Raw genomic sequence first — 16,858 nt, forward strand, 5'->3', positions numbered from 1 at the left:
TCTTTTGTCTAATTTTGCAATGAAAATTATTAAAATGTCAGGCCGCTCATATGTTCTCTCGTACTTTACTCAAACAGATTTCTTCTGCTCGCAACCACCGTATGCTCGCGGAAGCAACGTTTGATTTTCTTCAAAGTTTCATTTCTCCCAAATCAATGCGGATCTTCCATGCACCAACATTAAACAAGCGCAATGAGTCATTATTTGAGTACAACTTACCGACTGCTCTGCAAAAGTATCCAAATACCTTTTGGAATTGGGCCGCACAATTTGACACCTCAGATGGGCTAATTCCACTAGCGATCAACACCTGTAATTGGGACTACCGTAGTGTGATGGGCGGTGAATCTTATCTTTTTATGTTAGATAACCACCCTGATTTAAGAACCTATTTGCTGCTTGAGGCAATTGATAACGTCAACATTCATGCGAAAACAGAATCCGGAGAGCTCGATTGTTTGCAACTGATTGCGGCTCGTTGGCAATGTCTTCGCGCGGAATCTGAAGCGGCAAAGGAGTTTAAAAATAGAGATATCCGCGAAGCAAAATATTTGGATGAAATTAAACAGCGCGAAATGTTCATTGATAACATGAAGCTGGTTCATCAATTAGCGATTGAACTGGCTAACCCAGACAATTTGGATGCGCTGCACAGAGCGGCCGTTGATGTAACGAAAACACGCTTAGGGTTTGATCGAGCCGCTTTTTTAGTTCTTGATATGAAAAAACGTTGTTTTAGCGGAACTTATGGTACGGATGAAAGCGGAAAAACGGTGAGCGAACACCATACCCAATACGATTTGCACCAGCTAGAAGAAAGTTATTTAAGCGGTCTTTCTGATGATACTAAAAGTTTGGTGTTGATCGACGATGCCCCCCTATACACGGCAGGAAATGTGGTAGGACAAGGGTGGAATGGGATGTTAATCCTACGTGATGGTAATGAAACCATTGGTTGGATCGCGATTGATAACTACATTAATCGACAGCCCATTACTGAATACCAAAAGCAGATGTTGGAATCTTTTGGTTCATTGCTTGCGCAAATTTATATTCGCAAGCGTCAGGAGCAAAATGTTCGCATGTTGCATGCGAGCATGGTTGAACTGTCACGTTGTATGACGGTGAGTGACGTGTGTAAATCGGCGGTCAGTTTTGCGATTAACCGCATGGGCATTGATCGGATGGCAGTATTTTTGACCGATAAACACTGCTCGTACATTCAAGGAACGTGGGGAACCGATATCCAAGGCAACATTGTGGATGAATCCTATTTTCGTTCTGGGACCACCAATAATATGATTGTTGATATGGCCAAAGCCAACCCCAATGAGGTGGTGTTTGAAGAGTCAGTCCCTATTTATCATGACAGCAACATTGTTGGTTTTGGCTGGACAGCCATGACCATGCTTACCAACAATGGCGAACCTATTGCTTTTATTGCTGCGGACAATTTGATCCGCCGCTCACCACTGACCTCACAACTGCGAGAAGTGATCCGCATGTTCGCCTCTAATTTAACCGAAGTATTGATGCGCACCAGTGCTCAGCAGGCGATCAGTGAACTGAATGGGAATTTAGAAATTGAGGTGCGTAACCGTACCTATGAGTTACAAAAAGTGAACGACAAACTGGACTTAATGGCCAAAATGGATCCATTAACTCGCCTTGGAAATCGTCGGATGTTAGCTCATTTATTGGAACGCATCGGTTCGAGAGTACAAACGGAGACCGTAAGCTATGGTTTAATTCTGCTTGATATTGATCACTTTGGTTTATTTAATAATTACTACGGTCACTTAGAAGGGGATATTGCTTTGATTCGTATTGGCCATATTCTCAACCAACATGCTCAGGCAGAGAATGAACTCTTTTGCCGAATTGGTGGTGAAGAATTTATATTGTTGGTGGCCAACCGTGATGCAGCAGAAGTGAAAGCGTTGGCTGAAAGCATACGCTTTAGTATTGAACGAGAGCAGATTGAACATAGTGAGAACCCTGATGGTGACTGCTTAAGTGTCTCGATTGGTTACACTATTGCCCAGTACCTTCCCAGTGAACTTAAGTTTGAGGAGATGTACAGCAAAGCAGATAAGGCACTTTACCAAGCAAAAGATAATGGCAGAAACCAAGTCGTTGGTTACTCTGAGCAAAAACACCATACTCGAAGTGATAAAGTCGCCGCATCAAATTCATAGTGTTGGCGCGGCGAGTCATGGCAAGGATAATGAGAACAGCAGATTATTCAGTCTGAGAGGTAATATTCAACCGTTGAAACGACGCGTACTTTTTTGATGTAAGGAGTATTGTTATCACGATCCACAATACTAAATTGTCCCTGTGAAGCACGTTTAATCTTGCCAAGTGAGCTTTGCGAATCTTTGGCAAATTTCTCTGCGACTTCTCTTGCCTGTTTGGTCGCTTCTTCAATCATGTCGGGTTTGATTTCATTCAGTCCAGAGAATGAATAATCAACGCGGTTGTTGTAAGGATCTTGATTAAAAACGATGCCTTGTTTTCCTAAATTGCCGAGCTTATTAATGGCCTCGCGCACTAGGTCAACTTGATTGCTGTACACCGTAATGGTTTGGTTCGCTAAATAACGAAACTCGACTAAATTTTCTCCGCCATACTGCTGTGCTTTTTTGTCGATCACCGCTGGCGATGATAGCGAGACACTTTTTTCATCAATGCCTTGTTGAGCTAAAAATGCGGTCACCAGTTGGCTCTGCTTTTCAATCGTGTTGAACATGGTGGGTAAATCATTATCGGCCACACTAAATTGGATCGGCCAAACAACTGTGTCGGCGGGATATTCTCGCTCTGATAATCCTTTAACTGTCACCACGCGCTCATACTCTTTATATTTCACAGCCGTTTGCTGCACAAAATAACCGAGGGTTGCGAGCCCGAGTATTAAACTCAAACCGATGATCAATGAAGCGCTACTTTTTATTTGCATGCCTTGTTTTCCTTTTGTTGGCAACAGTCCCCAAATGACTTGAAGCCACAGCGGCTAGTCGTTTGAATATAACAACATACCTTAGACTTGAGATTGTGATTTCGACAGCCATTTTCGGTTAGAGTTTTGCCAGAGATTCTAACTTTTTATGCTGGCGCTTAGTTTGCTTTTTTTGAATGGCATCAATCATAGAGATTAACGCTGAGCCATCCCAATCACTTTTCTGAGGTGCGTACAAAGTTTTAAGTTGTTGGTTGACTTGTGCATCTAGTGCGGTTCTCTCTTCATCACTTAATACGATTGAATCGCGCCAGAGGGTGAAGTAATAGCTGATTTTGGCACCATCTTGGCTTTGTACCGCTTCTTTTAACTGTTGATATTGGTGGCCTTCAAGCGGTTGATGATGAGCGTTGGTTTCCTGTGCTGCTGTTTGTGGCGCGTTACGAAATGACCAAGCGACTACCATAGTTGCCATCCATAACAGTGCAAAAAATGCGGTAAAGTAGGGCCAGTATCCTGCATCTTTAACGGTGACGGTTTGTACTGTTGGTGGTGTCAGCACAGAGGTGGATGGGTTGAGTAATTCACCTGGCGAAACCTCTAGCTTTAATCCTTTGGCTTGCGCGCTTTGCGGAGATTCGTTTTTGGTGTCCCACCAACTGACGGTGAGATCCGCCAGCTCAACCTTACCGACGTTTTTTGGGATGAGTACTTGTTTTAGCGTCATTTGCACATCGCCATTATCTAAGCTTTTAAACTGAGGCTTTTCAGCATAGAGCCGAATTGAGTCTGGATATTGCACTGAGAGGTTAGGCAACTGCGTCTGCGTAAGGCCTTTCACTGTCAGAATCCATTCACGAGTCAAGGATTCACCCACTTTGGTTTTAAAGCTCTCGGCGGTGATGATCTGCCCTGTGGCATCTCGCCACGTTTGGCTCAGTGTTAGTTTTGGCGTAGGTAGCCAAGTGCCTTGATAGCTACCCGGTTTCGGCAGTACGGTGAGCGAAAAGGTTTTGGTCGGAATATCGACTTGCAGCAAGCGGGTGCTGCCCGTTTGGTTGTTACCATAGATGAGGCCAGCTTTAAACGCAGGGCCGGATAACGTGAAAGTTCCTGCCTCTTGGGCCGTGACCCTAAATTTTTGGTCTACAACGGTGACTTCAACCCCATCCAATAAGCTTTGGTATTGGTTAGCTTCTCCCTCGGTCGTCAGTTCTAATCCTTGTACAGCGGGTGGCGTAATTTGTGGATTTTGCAGCCTTCTTGGGTCAGCTTTGATGATTAGGCGAGCATTGAGAAAAGTGCTTTCACTCGGGTAGAGTTTGCTACGTTCTAGATCGGCTTGTATTTCAACAAGGTCAGATTGCTTGGGAGCTTCACCATCAGCGATAACTTGAATCGCGATCGGTTGAGTAGTAGCGCCATTGACGGTAAAACTAGGAATGGTCAGTATGCCGAGTTTGTTGGCTGCCAACGATACATTCCATTCACTGCGCGTGCTGCGATCGCCATTGATGATGTTCACCGAAGTACCAAAACTTGGGCGGCCAAGAAAAAAATCGTCTTCTAACACCTTAAAGTCGATCGCATCGGTCGATACTTTTTCATCGGCAACAATTCGTAATTGGAATACTTCATTTTTCGCGACCTTATTTTTACTGACGCTGGCGTAAAGTGCAGCCGCGTTAGCGGCCGAGCTCAGTAGAGCAACAGAAACTAGGCTGATAATCGCAGCCCAAAATGAACGCTTGATCGATTTCATACTTACCACTTCTTGCTGTTATTTTGTGGAGGTTGTGCTTGGTCTTCTTGCCGTTGTCTTGCTTGTAGCAACAATTGTGCTTTGAGTAAGCCACTAGGATCTCGTGCACTTTCGACTTGTTCTAGCTTGCGAAGTTGCGGGTCAATAGTTTGGCTATCGCCTTGCTGTTGTGATTGCTTCTGTGTTTGCTGCTCAGAGGCTTCTTTGTCACTGACCTCATCTTCGTTGTTCATTGATTCATTTGGCTGAGTCGCTTCAGTCGGCTGTTGAGAGGCAGGTGATTCATCCATCGTGTTGGCCTTGGATCGCTCACTTTGCTCATTTTTACTTTGTGCCGATTGAGGCGAAGACTGAGAGCCGTCGTTCTGCGGTGAGTTATCGTTTTGTTTGTCAGATTTATCTTCTGTTTGTTCGCCATCTTGTTGTTCGTCGTTTTTATTCTGCGCATTATTTTTATTTTCTGAGCGATTTTGATCTTGATTTGGATCGGAAGGCTCACCAGACTGTTGCTGTTGCTGTTGCTGTTGCTGTTGCTGTTGCTGTTGCTGTTGCTGTTGCTGTTGCTGTTGCTGTTGCTGTTGCTGCGCTTTTTTTACGATTTCCAAATTATGCTGAGCATCTTTATGGTTTGGGTCGCGCTTTAACACCTCTTCATACAAGGTTTGGGCCTTTTCCAATTCTCCATTTTGCGCGTAGGCGTTGGCCAAGTTGTATTGCACTCGCACATTGTCTTGTGGCAGTTGAGAGAGGGTCTCCACCGCTGCCTGATATTCTCCAGCCTGATATTGAGCGATGCCTTTCCACTCTAAGTCTGTAAATTGTTCACTGGCCGCTTGATACTCCTTTGCATCAAACGCTTTTTTGGCTTGTTGATTGCTATTTAGCCAAGGAGAAGCCTGTACACTATTGCTGTGCAGTGTAGGGATGAAGAGCAGTAATAAAGAAAAAATGACGCCACGGCGAAACAAAAGCAAACACGGGATAATGAGGAGCAGCACTAACCAATAGCCATTGTTAACGCGCTCTTTCACCATTTGTTGACTCTTGGTTGTACGGTGTGGTTGTTCGTTTTGGTCTAGCTTAGCGATCATTGCGACATCGCTATTGTCTAAGCTGATTGGCGTAAATAATCCATTTATATTCTGCGCGAGCGACTGCATATTGGCAAAGTTGGTCTTGGCCACTACGGTCTGCCCTTGTGCATTTTTCAGTAAGCTGCCATCGCTGAGCGTAATAGGCGCGCCCGCTTGTGTACCAATGCCTAAGATCACTAATTTCCAACGCGTATTGGTAAGCTGTGTTTCAATCTGAGCTTGCTCTTGTGAGTCGATGTCATCGGCCAATAACACAATGTCACCTTGTGCAAGGCCAGCATTTTTCATCATGTCGATGGCTAATTGAACCGCGCGAGCCGCATCTGCGCCGGGGTAGGGCATAATATCGGGTGATAGATTGGGCACTAAGTTGCTTAGGGTTGCGGTGTCGGTGGTTAATGGGCTAACGGTATAGGCATCACCAGCATAGGCGACAAGCCCTGTACTACCTTCTTGCCATTGTGTGAGTAAGTCGAGCGCTTTATAACGCGCTTGCGTTAAGCGGTTGGGTTTTATATCAGTAGCGTACATCGATAGTGACATGTCCATCACTAATACGCGCGCGTTACTATTGCTGTAACTGGGGCGTGTTTGAGATTCAAAACTCGGACCAGCTAGCGCCAGTACTGCGAGCAGCCAACTGATGCTGATGATCACAATGGCCGCGTTATGCTTTTTATCGCTCAAACCCATCGCCTTAGCCAGATGAGGTGCTATCAAGGAGTGTCGTTTGGCACGCAGAGTGAACCAGCCCAGCAGTAGTGCTAAGGGGAATAGTGCGGTTAACCACCAAGGTGTAAGAAAAACAAACTCAGACATGATTTCTCCTTAGTAGCGCTAAGAGTACAGAAAGCGCGAGCGCTATCGCCAACGGATAACCAAACCATTCGCTTTGTGGACGCCAAGTTTGGCTTGCTTGGCGTATGGGTTCTAATTGATTAATGGTGTCGTATATTTTGGCCAGATCTTGGCTATTTCGTGCGCGAAAATATTGGCCACCAGTCATGGTCGCTATTTGTGTTAACGTCTTCTCATCTAAATCTTCCGCGGTATTGATTTTTCGAGTCATAAAAAACTCTTTGACCATCATTTCGCCAGCGCCAACACCGACTGTGTAAATGGTGGCGTTGTATTTTTGGGCAATTTTCGCAGCTTCGATTGGGTCGAGCATGCCAGCGGTATTGCTGCCATCGCTGAGTAAAATCATCACCCGCTGTGGGGCATCACTATCGATAAACGTTTTGGTCGCAAGCCCAATCCCTTCACCAATGGCGGTTTGGGTGCCGATCAGCTTAAGGACGGCTTGATTAAGCTGCTGGCGAATGGTGTTTCTATCCAGAGTCAACGGCGTTTGTAGATAGGCGTGATCGGCAAATAAGACTAACCCAAGGCGATCACCTTCTCGCTTGTCAATAAAATCAGAGAGCACATTTTTAACGGCGCTCAAACGATCAATGTACTGATCGCCAAGCAGCATATCTTCTTGGCTCATGGAGTAAGAGAGGTCAACCACCAGCATCAGATCTCGGTGTTTGGGCTGAGCAATAACCGGGTCGCCAAACCACACTGGACGGGCTGCGGCGATCAATACTAAGCACCAAATAACGCTTGCAATGATTTTAGCGATGATCTGGTTTGGTGCTTGACGCTGATTATCTTTAGGAAGGTAGGGCAGGTGAATCGCTGCCCTTTCTTTTGCTGGTGGTAAGAATCGATAAACGACCAGCGGGAGTGGCAGCAGACATAGCATCCACCACCACAATAACTCTATATTTGCCAAAGCCTAGCTATCTCCGTTTTTTAGGCGGCAAAGCATCATTAACCCATTGATAGCAGTGATTAATCAGCTCTTGGCTGTTTTCTGTTTTCTGCTTTTGGTATAACGCTTGCTGCCACAATGTTTCATTGGGAACAAAAAGAGGGTAAGAAATTTGTGAATCTAAAAAGGTGTACCACTCTTTGCCGGTAAGATGTGCGATTTCCATTCGAGGGTAGTAACAAAGCGCGGCTTGACGAAGTAGCTCAATCGCTGAAGAAGGAGTTAAATGCCCAAATTGGGGGTTGAGTAAACGCAGCGCCGTTTTTTTCGGGGCTAAGCGTTTACGACGCCAACGAATGGCTAACACCAGAATCAGCAGACAGAGCAGTATGCCCGCCGCGCTTGCCCACCATCCCCAAGCCAAGGGAAACCAAGAGGGTAGCTCAGGCAGTTGCATCGCGCTTAAATCTAAAAGTGTAGCTATTGATGATTCCTTCATTCTTTATATCCGGATAGTTGTTGCAACAAAGGTTTCTCACTAGAGAGTGAGGTATAAGAAATTGCCATAGTTTGACTCAATGATTTTAGTTTTTCTTTTTGAGATTCAAAGGCTTTTTTTAACCCTAAGCGCGTACTATTTTCCGAAAAGTTGAGCCAGCTCGTCTGTTGGTCATCGGTTACGCGTTCTACACCGCGAAATTGGGTCTCTCCTTGCTCTAATGGATCGTAAATGTGCACAATTTTTACACGATTATGTCGCTGCAATTGGTTGAGTATTGGTTGTAATGTGGCATTGAAATGGACGAAGTCACTGATCAAAATCACTTCACTGCCTTTAGGGCACAAACGATTCAACGCAGTTAGGCCGCGCTGCATGCTGTGTGATTCCGTTTTATCATGCTCCAGCAGCTGTTGGTTTTGTAGCGTCACTAACTGTTGCAACAGCTGTAATGGTCCTTTTTGGCGGCTAGTCGGTTTTAACTCAACCAGTGTAGAACCAGTATCAATCACCGCGCCCACTCGGTCCTTGTTGGCAATGCTTAACCAACTGAGCAAGCTTGCCATGTGCGCCGCTTGCACTGATTTGAGCATTAACTGCGATCCAAACTGCATAGAGCGGCTCAGATCAACGTAAAGAATGACGGGTTTTTCTCGTTCTTCACTGAACAGTTTGGTATGAGGCTTTCCCGTACGCGCAGTAACGCGCCAGTCGATGGTCCGAATATCATCTCCTGCTTGGTATTGCCTGACCTCAGCAAAGTCCATTCCTCGGCCGAGTTGCTTGCTCTGATGCTGCCCCAATACTTGCGCCCATAAACTTTTAGCCGGTGGCAGCCAGCGAATAGCGTGCTGCTTGTAAGGCAACAGTTCAGCCAATGAAAGTGTGACACCCGTACTAAACGGTGGAAGTGACTCTTGCATAGTAAACCTTAGTCTTAGTGCTAAGCACTACCAACCAGTGAAAGTAAGTGAGTGATAACTTGGTTGGGATGCACGCCCTCAGCCTGTGCTTGGTAGCTCAATAATAGCCGGTGGCGCAAAACCGGAAATACCATCGCTTGAACATCTTCAGGGCTGACAAAATCACGCCCACTGAGCCATGCATGAGCGCGAGCGCATCGATCAAGCGCGATGGTTGCTCGCGGGCTGACGCCCATCTCTAGCCATTGTGCCAACGTGGCATCGTAGTCTGCGGGTTTACGTGTTGCCATGATCAGGCGAATAATATATTGCTCAATAGGTTCGGCCATGTGAATGTTCAGCACTGCTTGCCGAGCACTGAAAATATCGCTTTGGCTTAATGTGGGCGGAGAGACTTTCTCAATTCCCTGCGCTTCCCCGCGGTTCAAACGTAAAATGGCGAGTTCATTTTCAGCGTCTGGATAATCAACATTTAAATGCAATAAAAAACGATCCAACTGCGCTTCGGGTAGAGGATAAGTACCCTCTTGCTCGATCGGGTTTTGGGTAGCCATCACTAAAAAAAGTTCAGGTAACGGGTAGGTTTTTCGACCTGCCGTGATCTGTTTTTCAGCCATCGCCTCGAGCATCGCAGCTTGTACTTTGGCTGGAGCGCGGTTGATTTCATCAGCCAATACTAATGAGTTAAAAATCGGGCCCGCTTGAAAGGTGAACTCACCTGTTTCAGGGCGGAAGATATCGGTACCGGTTAAATCGGCGGGGAGCAGATCAGGCGTAAATTGGATTCGATGAAAATCACCTTCTATGCAATCGGCGAGTGATTTTACGGCACGGGTTTTTGCAAGGCCAGGAGGCCCCTCGACCAAAATGTGCCCATCAGCAAGAAGTGCAACTAATAACTGTTTAACCAAACCTGTCTGGCCTATGACTTGCTGATTTAAATAGTGTTGTAGCGATTGAAATGCGTGCGATGGCATTGAATGGGTCTCCTGCTGTTTTGCTGAATTAGTAATTTATTGATTCGAAAAGTTCCATGAAAAGTGTGATGCATCAACTGATTGGCGAATTATCATCCATTTGGCGAAACGAAAGAATGTTTGGTCACCATACTCGACTATGCTTAGGAACAGCTATTGTTGGCCATGATCACATTCTACGTGAAGATAAATCGATTCTATCGATAAATTTCTCAAGAGAGAGGGTTTGTTGCCGATACAAAAAAGTTATTCATGACAAGCCAATAATAAAGAGCGCAAATAATGTTCAAACTTAATTCGATGAGTATTAAGCAAAAGGTTGTATTAGGAATTACGTTCGCGGTACTCGCTTCGACGGTTATCGTTGGTGTAATGGCGCAGCGTCAAGCACGAGAGGTACTGGAGCACCGATTAATTGATATCGAACTTCCCTCGTTACTTGATCAAATCAGTAGCCAGATAGATCGAGAAGTATCGCAATTGCTCTTTTCTGCTGAGCAACTAGCCAATAATGAATTCATCAAGCAAGCCGTTCAGACGACCGATATTAATGCTGACGCAGAGGCGATGCTGATTAAGCAGCTCAATAATGTACGTGATCAATATTCGTTAAATGATGCTTCTGTGGCTAACCGAAAAACGGCGTATTACTGGAACCAAAATGGTTTTCTGCGTCAGCTTAATCAACAGCAAGATGGCTGGTTTTTTGGTTTTACGCAATCGGGACAAAAGACCATGGTCAGTATGTTCCAAGAGGCAAGTGGCGAAGTGAAAATGTTTGCCAACTATCAAAATGTCAGTGGCGATACGATGTCTGGTTTGTCGAAATCAATGGATGACATGGTGAACCTGCTCAATGGATTTAAAATCGAGGATACAGGTTTTGTCTTTTTGACCAACTCGAAAGGGGAAGTGCAAATCCATCGCCAAAAAGAGAAAGCTAAAGCCTCATTAACACAATTGTACGGCTCAAACGCAAACCAACTATTGAATAAAAGCCGCTTCAACCTGATTTCGACAACCTATCAAAACCAAGATGTTTTTGTCGCTAGTGTCTACGTGAAATCGATGGACTGGTTTGTGATTGGTTCAGTACCTGTGTCGGAAGTCTTCGCCGAATTAAATGCCGTTGCGCAAAAAATGTTGTTCACAACCTTAGCTGTGGCGGGTTTATTTATTTTGATGGGTCTTTTTCTTGCTAATAGTATTGCCAACCCAATTAAACAGATTGCACAACGCTTTACCGATTTAGGTAAAGGCGATGGTGATTTATCGCAACGGATTGAGGTATTGGGCCGCGATGAAATCGCTCAATTATCAGCGGGCTTCAACGGTTTTATTGAGAAGATTCATCAATCGATGAAAGAAGTTGCTTCTACCAGTCATGCATTGCAGTCGGCGGCGGGTCGGGTGTCGGAAAAATCGACGCGAACTCATGACAATAGCCAAGAACAGCGTGACCAAACTATACAAGTGGTGGCGGCGATCAATCAAATGGGGGCCACTATCAGTGAAATTGCTTCTAACGCGGCGACGGCAGCTGAAACAGCAAATCACGCGGCTGATAACACTGAAGTAGGACGTGAAGTGGTAAGCAAAGCCAAAGATGCCATCAGTCGTTTAGCGGCGGATATCGAAAATACGGGTAAAGTGGTGGAGCAGCTAGCATCGACCACTCAAGATATTGGCTCTATTTTAGGTGTTATCCGTGGTATTTCTGAACAAACCAACTTGCTGGCATTAAACGCTGCAATTGAAGCGGCGAGAGCTGGAGAGCAAGGCCGAGGTTTTGCTGTGGTGGCAGACGAAGTGCGCAATTTGGCCAGCCGCACGGCCTCTTCAACGGAAGAAATTCAAAAGATGATCAATCAATTACAAAACGATGTAAAAGATGCGGTCTCGGCGATGTCTTCTGGTAAGGCTGTTACACAGGAAGGGGTTGACGCTTCCGATGAAGCGGTGAACGTTTTAGTGAATATTTCAGAGCGGATCCACGATATTTCCGATCGCAACACGCAGGTTGCCACGGCGACTGAGGAACAATCAACGGTGGTGCACACAATCAATCAAAATATTGAAGAGATCAACGCCATCAATGAAGTGACCACCAGCACCGCAGAAGAGTTGGCAGAAGCGAGCCAAGAGCTGCGTGATCTGTCTGGCCGTTTAGATAAAATGGTGGGTAGCTTTAAGCTCTAGAATCATGAGGGGGAAATCGGTACACTTCCCCCATTATGTTTATGTTTAGGTAAGTAAAATGAGTGATTTCGAAAAAGAGTTAGCACAATTGTCGCAACAGGTGGCGGGTGAACCTGAAGTGAAACTGCCTTCGTTGGAAGAGCAAAAAGCGATTGTGGCTGAGCTTAAGCAGCTAGAAGCGGAAGGCAAGCTGACGCCAGAAGTGCTGGAAAAGCATTTTGGGCAATTCTTTACAGAAACGGATACCCCCGTCCATTAATTCAAACCCACTTTATTTAATTTAGAGCGCACAAGTTTATTTAGAGTACACAATAGTATTTAGAGTACACAATAGTATTTAGAGTACACAATAGTATTTAGGGCACACAGTAGTGGTGCCCTTTTTTATCAGAAAACGTTATTGGGTCATAGGAAGCTGTTGCGCGATATCTTCGAGTGCCTGTTGAAGGATCTCTGTCGTTTGCGCGCCTGAGATAAGATGGCGTTGCTCAATGATCAAGGCTGGTACCGCTTGAATTCCTGCCTCTAACCACTGTTGCTCTGTGACAGAAACGGTTTTCGCCCACGACTCATCAGTTAAAACTGCGCGGCAGATTTCTCTGTCTAAACCAAGGCTCTGTACTAGGTCGAGCAAGACATCATCGTCATCTAAGGCTTGTCCGAAAGTGAAATAAGCACGAAATAGTGCCATTTCCAGCTCTAATTGTTTTCCTTGGCTATTCGCCCACATTAATAATTGATGCGCTTTACGGGTATTATAAATACGCATGTCGTCACTAAAATTGAATTGAAAGCCGACTTCTTGCCCTAAGGCGCTGAGGGTTTGGCGTGCTTGTAAACTTGCTTCTATCGACGTGCCATATTTTTTGGCTAAATGTTGCTGTAGGTGTTCACCACCTATAGGCATAGCAGGGTTGAGTTCAAAAGGGTGCCAATGAATGTCTGCATCGATCGTATCGCTGAGAGCCAGCAGCGCTTGCTCTAACCGCTTATAGCCAATGATGCACCAAGGGCAGACAACATCTGACACGATATCAATGCGTAGTTTTTTCATTTTCTTCCCTACCGCGATTGGTAATTCACTGACCTTAATTATAGCGAGATTATCAGCATAAACTGTGACTTGTTGTGTAGCCCTTTGGAAAGCTAGGCGCTTTTTTATCGCTCTACGCCTTTTCTCTCATACAAACAATATTGCAATAAGGCTGATGGAATTGCTGAAACGCTCTCTATACTCTAAAAACGTTAAATGCAGAGAATTAAACTGCGCTTTGAGAAACAAGTGACGTATTGTGAGGTTTCGCCTCTTTCAACTTGTGAGTTAACCATGATGAACAGGGACATTGACGTATGACAAATGTTCAACCAACCGATGTGATTTTGCATGCTTTTGATTGGCCGTATCGTTTAGTCGTTGAGCGTGCAGAGCAAATTTTCCAACTGGGTTATAAAACGGTGTTGATTTCACCGCCGATGAAATCGTTCAAAACCGCTCAAGGTACAAAATGGTGGCAACGTTACCAGCCGCAAGATTATCGCATCATTGATAATCAACTGGGCAATACCCATGATTTTAAACAGATGGTTGAAACCTTAACCGCATTAGGCTTGCGAATTTATGCCGATGTAGTGTTCAACCATATGGCCAACGAATCCAAATTGCGTTTGGATTTACAATACCCGAGCGCACAAGACTTAGCTTCCTACCAGAATAAAAGCGATGAGTACCAAGCGTTGCGTCTCTTTGGTGATCTGACCCAGCCACTCTTTGATAAAGATGACTTTGTGGAAGCGTTTGGCATAAAAGATTGGAAGGATCGTTGGCAAGTGCAAAATGGCCGCATTACTGGAGGGGCGCATGATCCGGGCCTACCCACGTTGCGTGATAATGAACATGTGGTTGTACAACAACAGGCTTATTTAAGGGCGTTGAAAGCGTTAGGAGTCAAAGGATTTCGAATTGATGCTGCTAAGCATATGTCTATTGAGCATTTGAAGAAAGTATGGGCCGATGACATTACGCAAGGCATGCATATTTTTGGCGAGATCATTACTGATGGCGGTGCAACCAAAGAAGAGTACCAACTTTTTCTCGAGCCTTATCTGCAAGAAACCAAATTGGGTGCTTATGATTTTCCACTATTTCAAACGGTATACGATGCGTTACAAACAAAAGGTAGCCTGAAATGGCTGATTGACCCTTATTGTTTTGGTCAGGCTCTTTCCAACAACCGAGCGATTACGTTCACCATTACGCATGATATCCCCAACAACGCTGTGTTTGCCGACCTCGTCATGGATGAAGCCTTAGAAAATATCGCCTACAGCTACATTCTTGGTCGCGATGGGGGAGTGCCATTAATTTACACTGATTTGAACACCAGTGGCATTCTGAACCATGCTGGTCTTCCGCGCTGGCAAGAGGCATGGTGTTCGCCACAAATGGCGGCGTGTATTGCTTTTCATAATAAAATGCATGCGTTGCCAATGAAAACGCTAGAAGCGAGCGATGACTTGTTAGTGTTCAGCCGCGGTAAGGAAGGGATAGTGGTTTTGAACAAATCTCAACGCAGTCAGCACGTTGAAATTGATTGGAAAAATCCAATGCTAGAATTGTTTACGAAGCAGCAGTATCAACCCAATAACCAAAAGATTGTCATGGATATCGCCGCTCGCTCTAGCGCCATGCTTTGTCGGCTATCAAATGTCTGATGGTGAATAAAACGGTGAGTCGTTAGAAAAGTAAAGGCGCGTAATCAGCGCCTTTACTGAGTCTACCCAGTTGCTGTGGTAGAGGATTAAACGATAAATTTATTCAATATAGCATCTTGCTCTCTGATATTTTCGGTTTGAGCTTGCATGGCTATGTTGGCATTGTCAGCTGCGTCTGCAACTTGAACGGAAAGATCTTTGATCTTAACCGTGTTGTTGTTGATCTCTTCTGCTACCAAGCTTTGTTCTTCGGCTGCCGAAGCTATTTGGATATTCATATCACTAATTTGCTGAATAGCATCGCGGATTTTCAGCAGAGCATTATTCGCTTCTTCGGCACGATTGACCGCCTCAGCTGCCGTTGTTTTACTCTGATTCATCGCATTGGCAACAGAAGTAGCGCTCGACTGCAACTTCTCAATCATATTACGGATCTCCGTCGTGGATTGCTGCGTTCTTTGCGCCAGCGTACGCACTTCGTCTGCAACGACCGCAAAGCCTCGGCCTGACTCTCCAGCCCGAGCCGCCTCTATCGCTGCGTTTAGTGCCAGCAAGTTGGTTTGGTCGGCAATGTCGTTGATCACTTTCAAAATGGTTTCGATGTTTGCCGTTGCATTTTCTAGTGCACTTACCTCTGTTACTGCTTCATCAATACGCGTCGAAAGATTATCAATCGCTTGAGTGGTTTGGGTCACAACATTGGTACCAAATTCTGTCGCATCATCAGCATCTTTTGCCGCCGACGCCGCGCCTTGCGCGTTGTTGGCGACATCGCCAGAAGTGGTGGCCATCTCATGCATGGCTGTGGCTAATTGCTCAAGTTCATGGAGTTGATCACGCATCGCTTCGGCCGATTCTTGCAACCCCATCGAGGTCATTTCCGAACCGCGTAAAATTTCTGAACCGATGGCTTTAGACTGGGTAATTTGTTGTTGTAAGGCTTCAGTAAAGGTATTGAAACCGACCGCTAATACCGAGAATTCTTTATCCGTGTCGGTGGCTAAGCGTTGGGTTAAGTCACCACTACCAGAGGCAACGTTCTGTATTGCATTATTGAGTGCATCAAGCGGTTTCATCAACAGACGGATAAGCACAAGCAGTATCGCAATACTGAAGACTAAAGCGATTAACGTATAGATGATCGAACTGTTGCGCAGTGTTGCTAAAGACGCATAGGCGATCTCTTCATCCAAAACGACACCGACGTACCAGTCCTCTCCAGGGACTTTTGAAAAATCGAGTGTGTAGTGTTTGCCATCGATCAGCACTTGTTTAGGCTCTTCGGCGATAACGGCATTGCCTAAGTATTCTTTCATTGGCTTGCCGTTCATCTCTGCTCGGGGGTGGGCTATGGTTGTGCCGTCGGATGAAACAATAAACACATAGCCTGCATCAAATAATTTTACGGTGTTGACCAATTCTGCTAACCCAGCAAGGCTAACATCGTAGAAAATGGCGCCGATAAATTTGCCGTTATCTTTAACTGGGGTAGCAATAGACACCAATATTTCATTAGTGGCAGAGTCGGCGTAAGGCGCAGTAATAATCAGTTTGTCGGCATTTTTTGCATCAATATACCAAGGGCGCACGCGTGGATTCCATGATGCGCCTGGGTTCCAAGTAGGATCATTACTGATGTAAGAGCCATCACTCTCAAAACCGACCCCAGCCAGTAAAAAAGTTTGTTTGACAATCGGCCTTGTGATGACCTTAGACATACTTTCTCGGTTAATGTCGACTTCCAACATGCTGGTGGCGTAAGCGGCAATGGCCTTGCGGCTATTGATCTCTGCACCAGCTGTATTGCTAACCCCATCCACTATTTCAGTTACACTCGCTTCAACTTGTGACTTCACTTCTTTTTGGACGGTGAAGTATTGTTGTATCGTCAGCAGAGTAACGGTGACCAACAGCAGCAAAGATGACGCCGCGACGATCTTATGGCTGAATTTCATGGCAATCCCTTCCATC

The 16,858-nt window shown here is 45.4% G+C and carries 13 protein-coding genes; 4 read left to right on the plus strand and 9 right to left on the minus strand.

Annotation, left to right across the window (positions count from 1 at the left end; all coding sequences use genetic code 11):
• Positions 1-50: 50 nt before the first annotated feature.
• On the plus strand, positions 51-2,198 hold the full coding sequence (locus tag B9J87_RS08075) for a GGDEF domain-containing protein (protein ID WP_094150100.1): 2,148 nt from the start codon (positions 51-53) through the stop codon (positions 2,196-2,198).
• Between the two features lie 47 nt (positions 2,199-2,245).
• Here the strand turns inward: B9J87_RS08075 and B9J87_RS08080 are convergent, their stop codons facing one another.
• The 7 genes from B9J87_RS08080 to B9J87_RS08110 all read right to left on the minus strand — a co-directional run bounded on the left by B9J87_RS08080 (position 2,246) and on the right by B9J87_RS08110 (position 9,976).
• On the minus strand, positions 2,246-2,962 hold the full coding sequence (locus B9J87_RS08080; RefSeq protein WP_026027736.1) for an SIMPL domain-containing protein: 717 nt from the start codon (positions 2,960-2,962) through the stop codon (positions 2,246-2,248).
• A 118-nt stretch (positions 2,963-3,080) separates the two neighbouring features.
• Positions 3,081-4,733 (minus strand): BatD family protein, encoded by a 1,653-nt coding sequence (locus tag B9J87_RS08085; RefSeq protein WP_094150112.1) that lies wholly within the window; start codon positions 4,731-4,733, stop codon positions 3,081-3,083.
• The gene (locus tag B9J87_RS08090; protein ID WP_094150114.1) at positions 4,727-6,637 is read right to left on the minus strand and encodes a vWA domain-containing protein; all 1,911 of its coding nucleotides are present in this window, start codon (positions 6,635-6,637) and stop codon (positions 4,727-4,729) included. Before B9J87_RS08090 ends, B9J87_RS08085 begins: the two co-directional genes overlap by 7 nt.
• On the minus strand, positions 6,630-7,598 hold the full coding sequence (locus tag B9J87_RS08095) for a vWA domain-containing protein (protein ID WP_094150116.1): 969 nt from the start codon (positions 7,596-7,598) through the stop codon (positions 6,630-6,632). Before B9J87_RS08095 ends, B9J87_RS08090 begins: the two co-directional genes overlap by 8 nt.
• Positions 7,599-7,605: 7 nt before the next feature.
• Positions 7,606-8,076: a DUF4381 domain-containing protein gene (locus B9J87_RS08100; protein WP_013867999.1), complete on the minus strand. Its 471-nt coding sequence runs from the start codon at positions 8,074-8,076 to the stop codon at positions 7,606-7,608.
• Positions 8,073-8,999, minus strand: a complete 927-nt coding sequence (locus tag B9J87_RS08105) for a DUF58 domain-containing protein (RefSeq protein WP_094150118.1) — start codon at positions 8,997-8,999, stop codon at positions 8,073-8,075. Before B9J87_RS08105 ends, B9J87_RS08100 begins: the two co-directional genes overlap by 4 nt.
• Positions 9,000-9,019: 20 nt before the next feature.
• Positions 9,020-9,976 carry an AAA family ATPase gene (locus B9J87_RS08110; RefSeq protein WP_064626305.1) on the minus strand — a complete coding sequence of 319 codons (957 nt, stop codon included), beginning with the start codon at positions 9,974-9,976 and terminating at the stop codon, positions 9,020-9,022.
• Between the two features lie 282 nt (positions 9,977-10,258).
• Here B9J87_RS08110 and B9J87_RS08115 point away from each other — a divergent pair, with 282 nt between their 5' ends.
• A complete protein-coding gene (locus B9J87_RS08115; protein ID WP_088721560.1) occupies positions 10,259-12,175 on the plus strand; it encodes a methyl-accepting chemotaxis protein in 1,917 nt (638 codons plus the stop codon).
• 58 nt (positions 12,176-12,233) lie between these two features.
• The gene (locus B9J87_RS08120) at positions 12,234-12,434 is read left to right on the plus strand and encodes a restriction endonuclease subunit S (RefSeq protein WP_013867995.1); all 201 of its coding nucleotides are present in this window, start codon (positions 12,234-12,236) and stop codon (positions 12,432-12,434) included.
• A 138-nt stretch (positions 12,435-12,572) separates the two neighbouring features.
• Here the strand turns inward: B9J87_RS08120 and B9J87_RS08125 are convergent, their stop codons facing one another.
• Positions 12,573-13,229: a DsbA family oxidoreductase gene (locus B9J87_RS08125; RefSeq protein WP_029189711.1), complete on the minus strand. Its 657-nt coding sequence runs from the start codon at positions 13,227-13,229 to the stop codon at positions 12,573-12,575.
• Positions 13,230-13,525: 296 nt separating this feature from the next.
• Between B9J87_RS08125 and B9J87_RS08130 the strand changes: the two genes are divergently transcribed.
• Positions 13,526-14,887 carry an alpha-amylase family protein gene (locus B9J87_RS08130; protein ID WP_094150120.1) on the plus strand — a complete coding sequence of 454 codons (1,362 nt, stop codon included), beginning with the start codon at positions 13,526-13,528 and terminating at the stop codon, positions 14,885-14,887.
• 86 nt (positions 14,888-14,973) lie between these two features.
• Here the strand turns inward: B9J87_RS08130 and B9J87_RS08135 are convergent, their stop codons facing one another.
• On the minus strand, positions 14,974-16,842 hold the full coding sequence (locus B9J87_RS08135; RefSeq protein ID WP_026028379.1) for a methyl-accepting chemotaxis protein: 1,869 nt from the start codon (positions 16,840-16,842) through the stop codon (positions 14,974-14,976).
• Positions 16,843-16,858: the final 16 nt, after the last annotated feature.

This window comes from Vibrio sp. V19_P1S1T109, from assembly GCF_002241375.1.
GTDB lineage: Bacteria > Pseudomonadota > Gammaproteobacteria > Enterobacterales > Vibrionaceae > Vibrio > Vibrio anguillarum.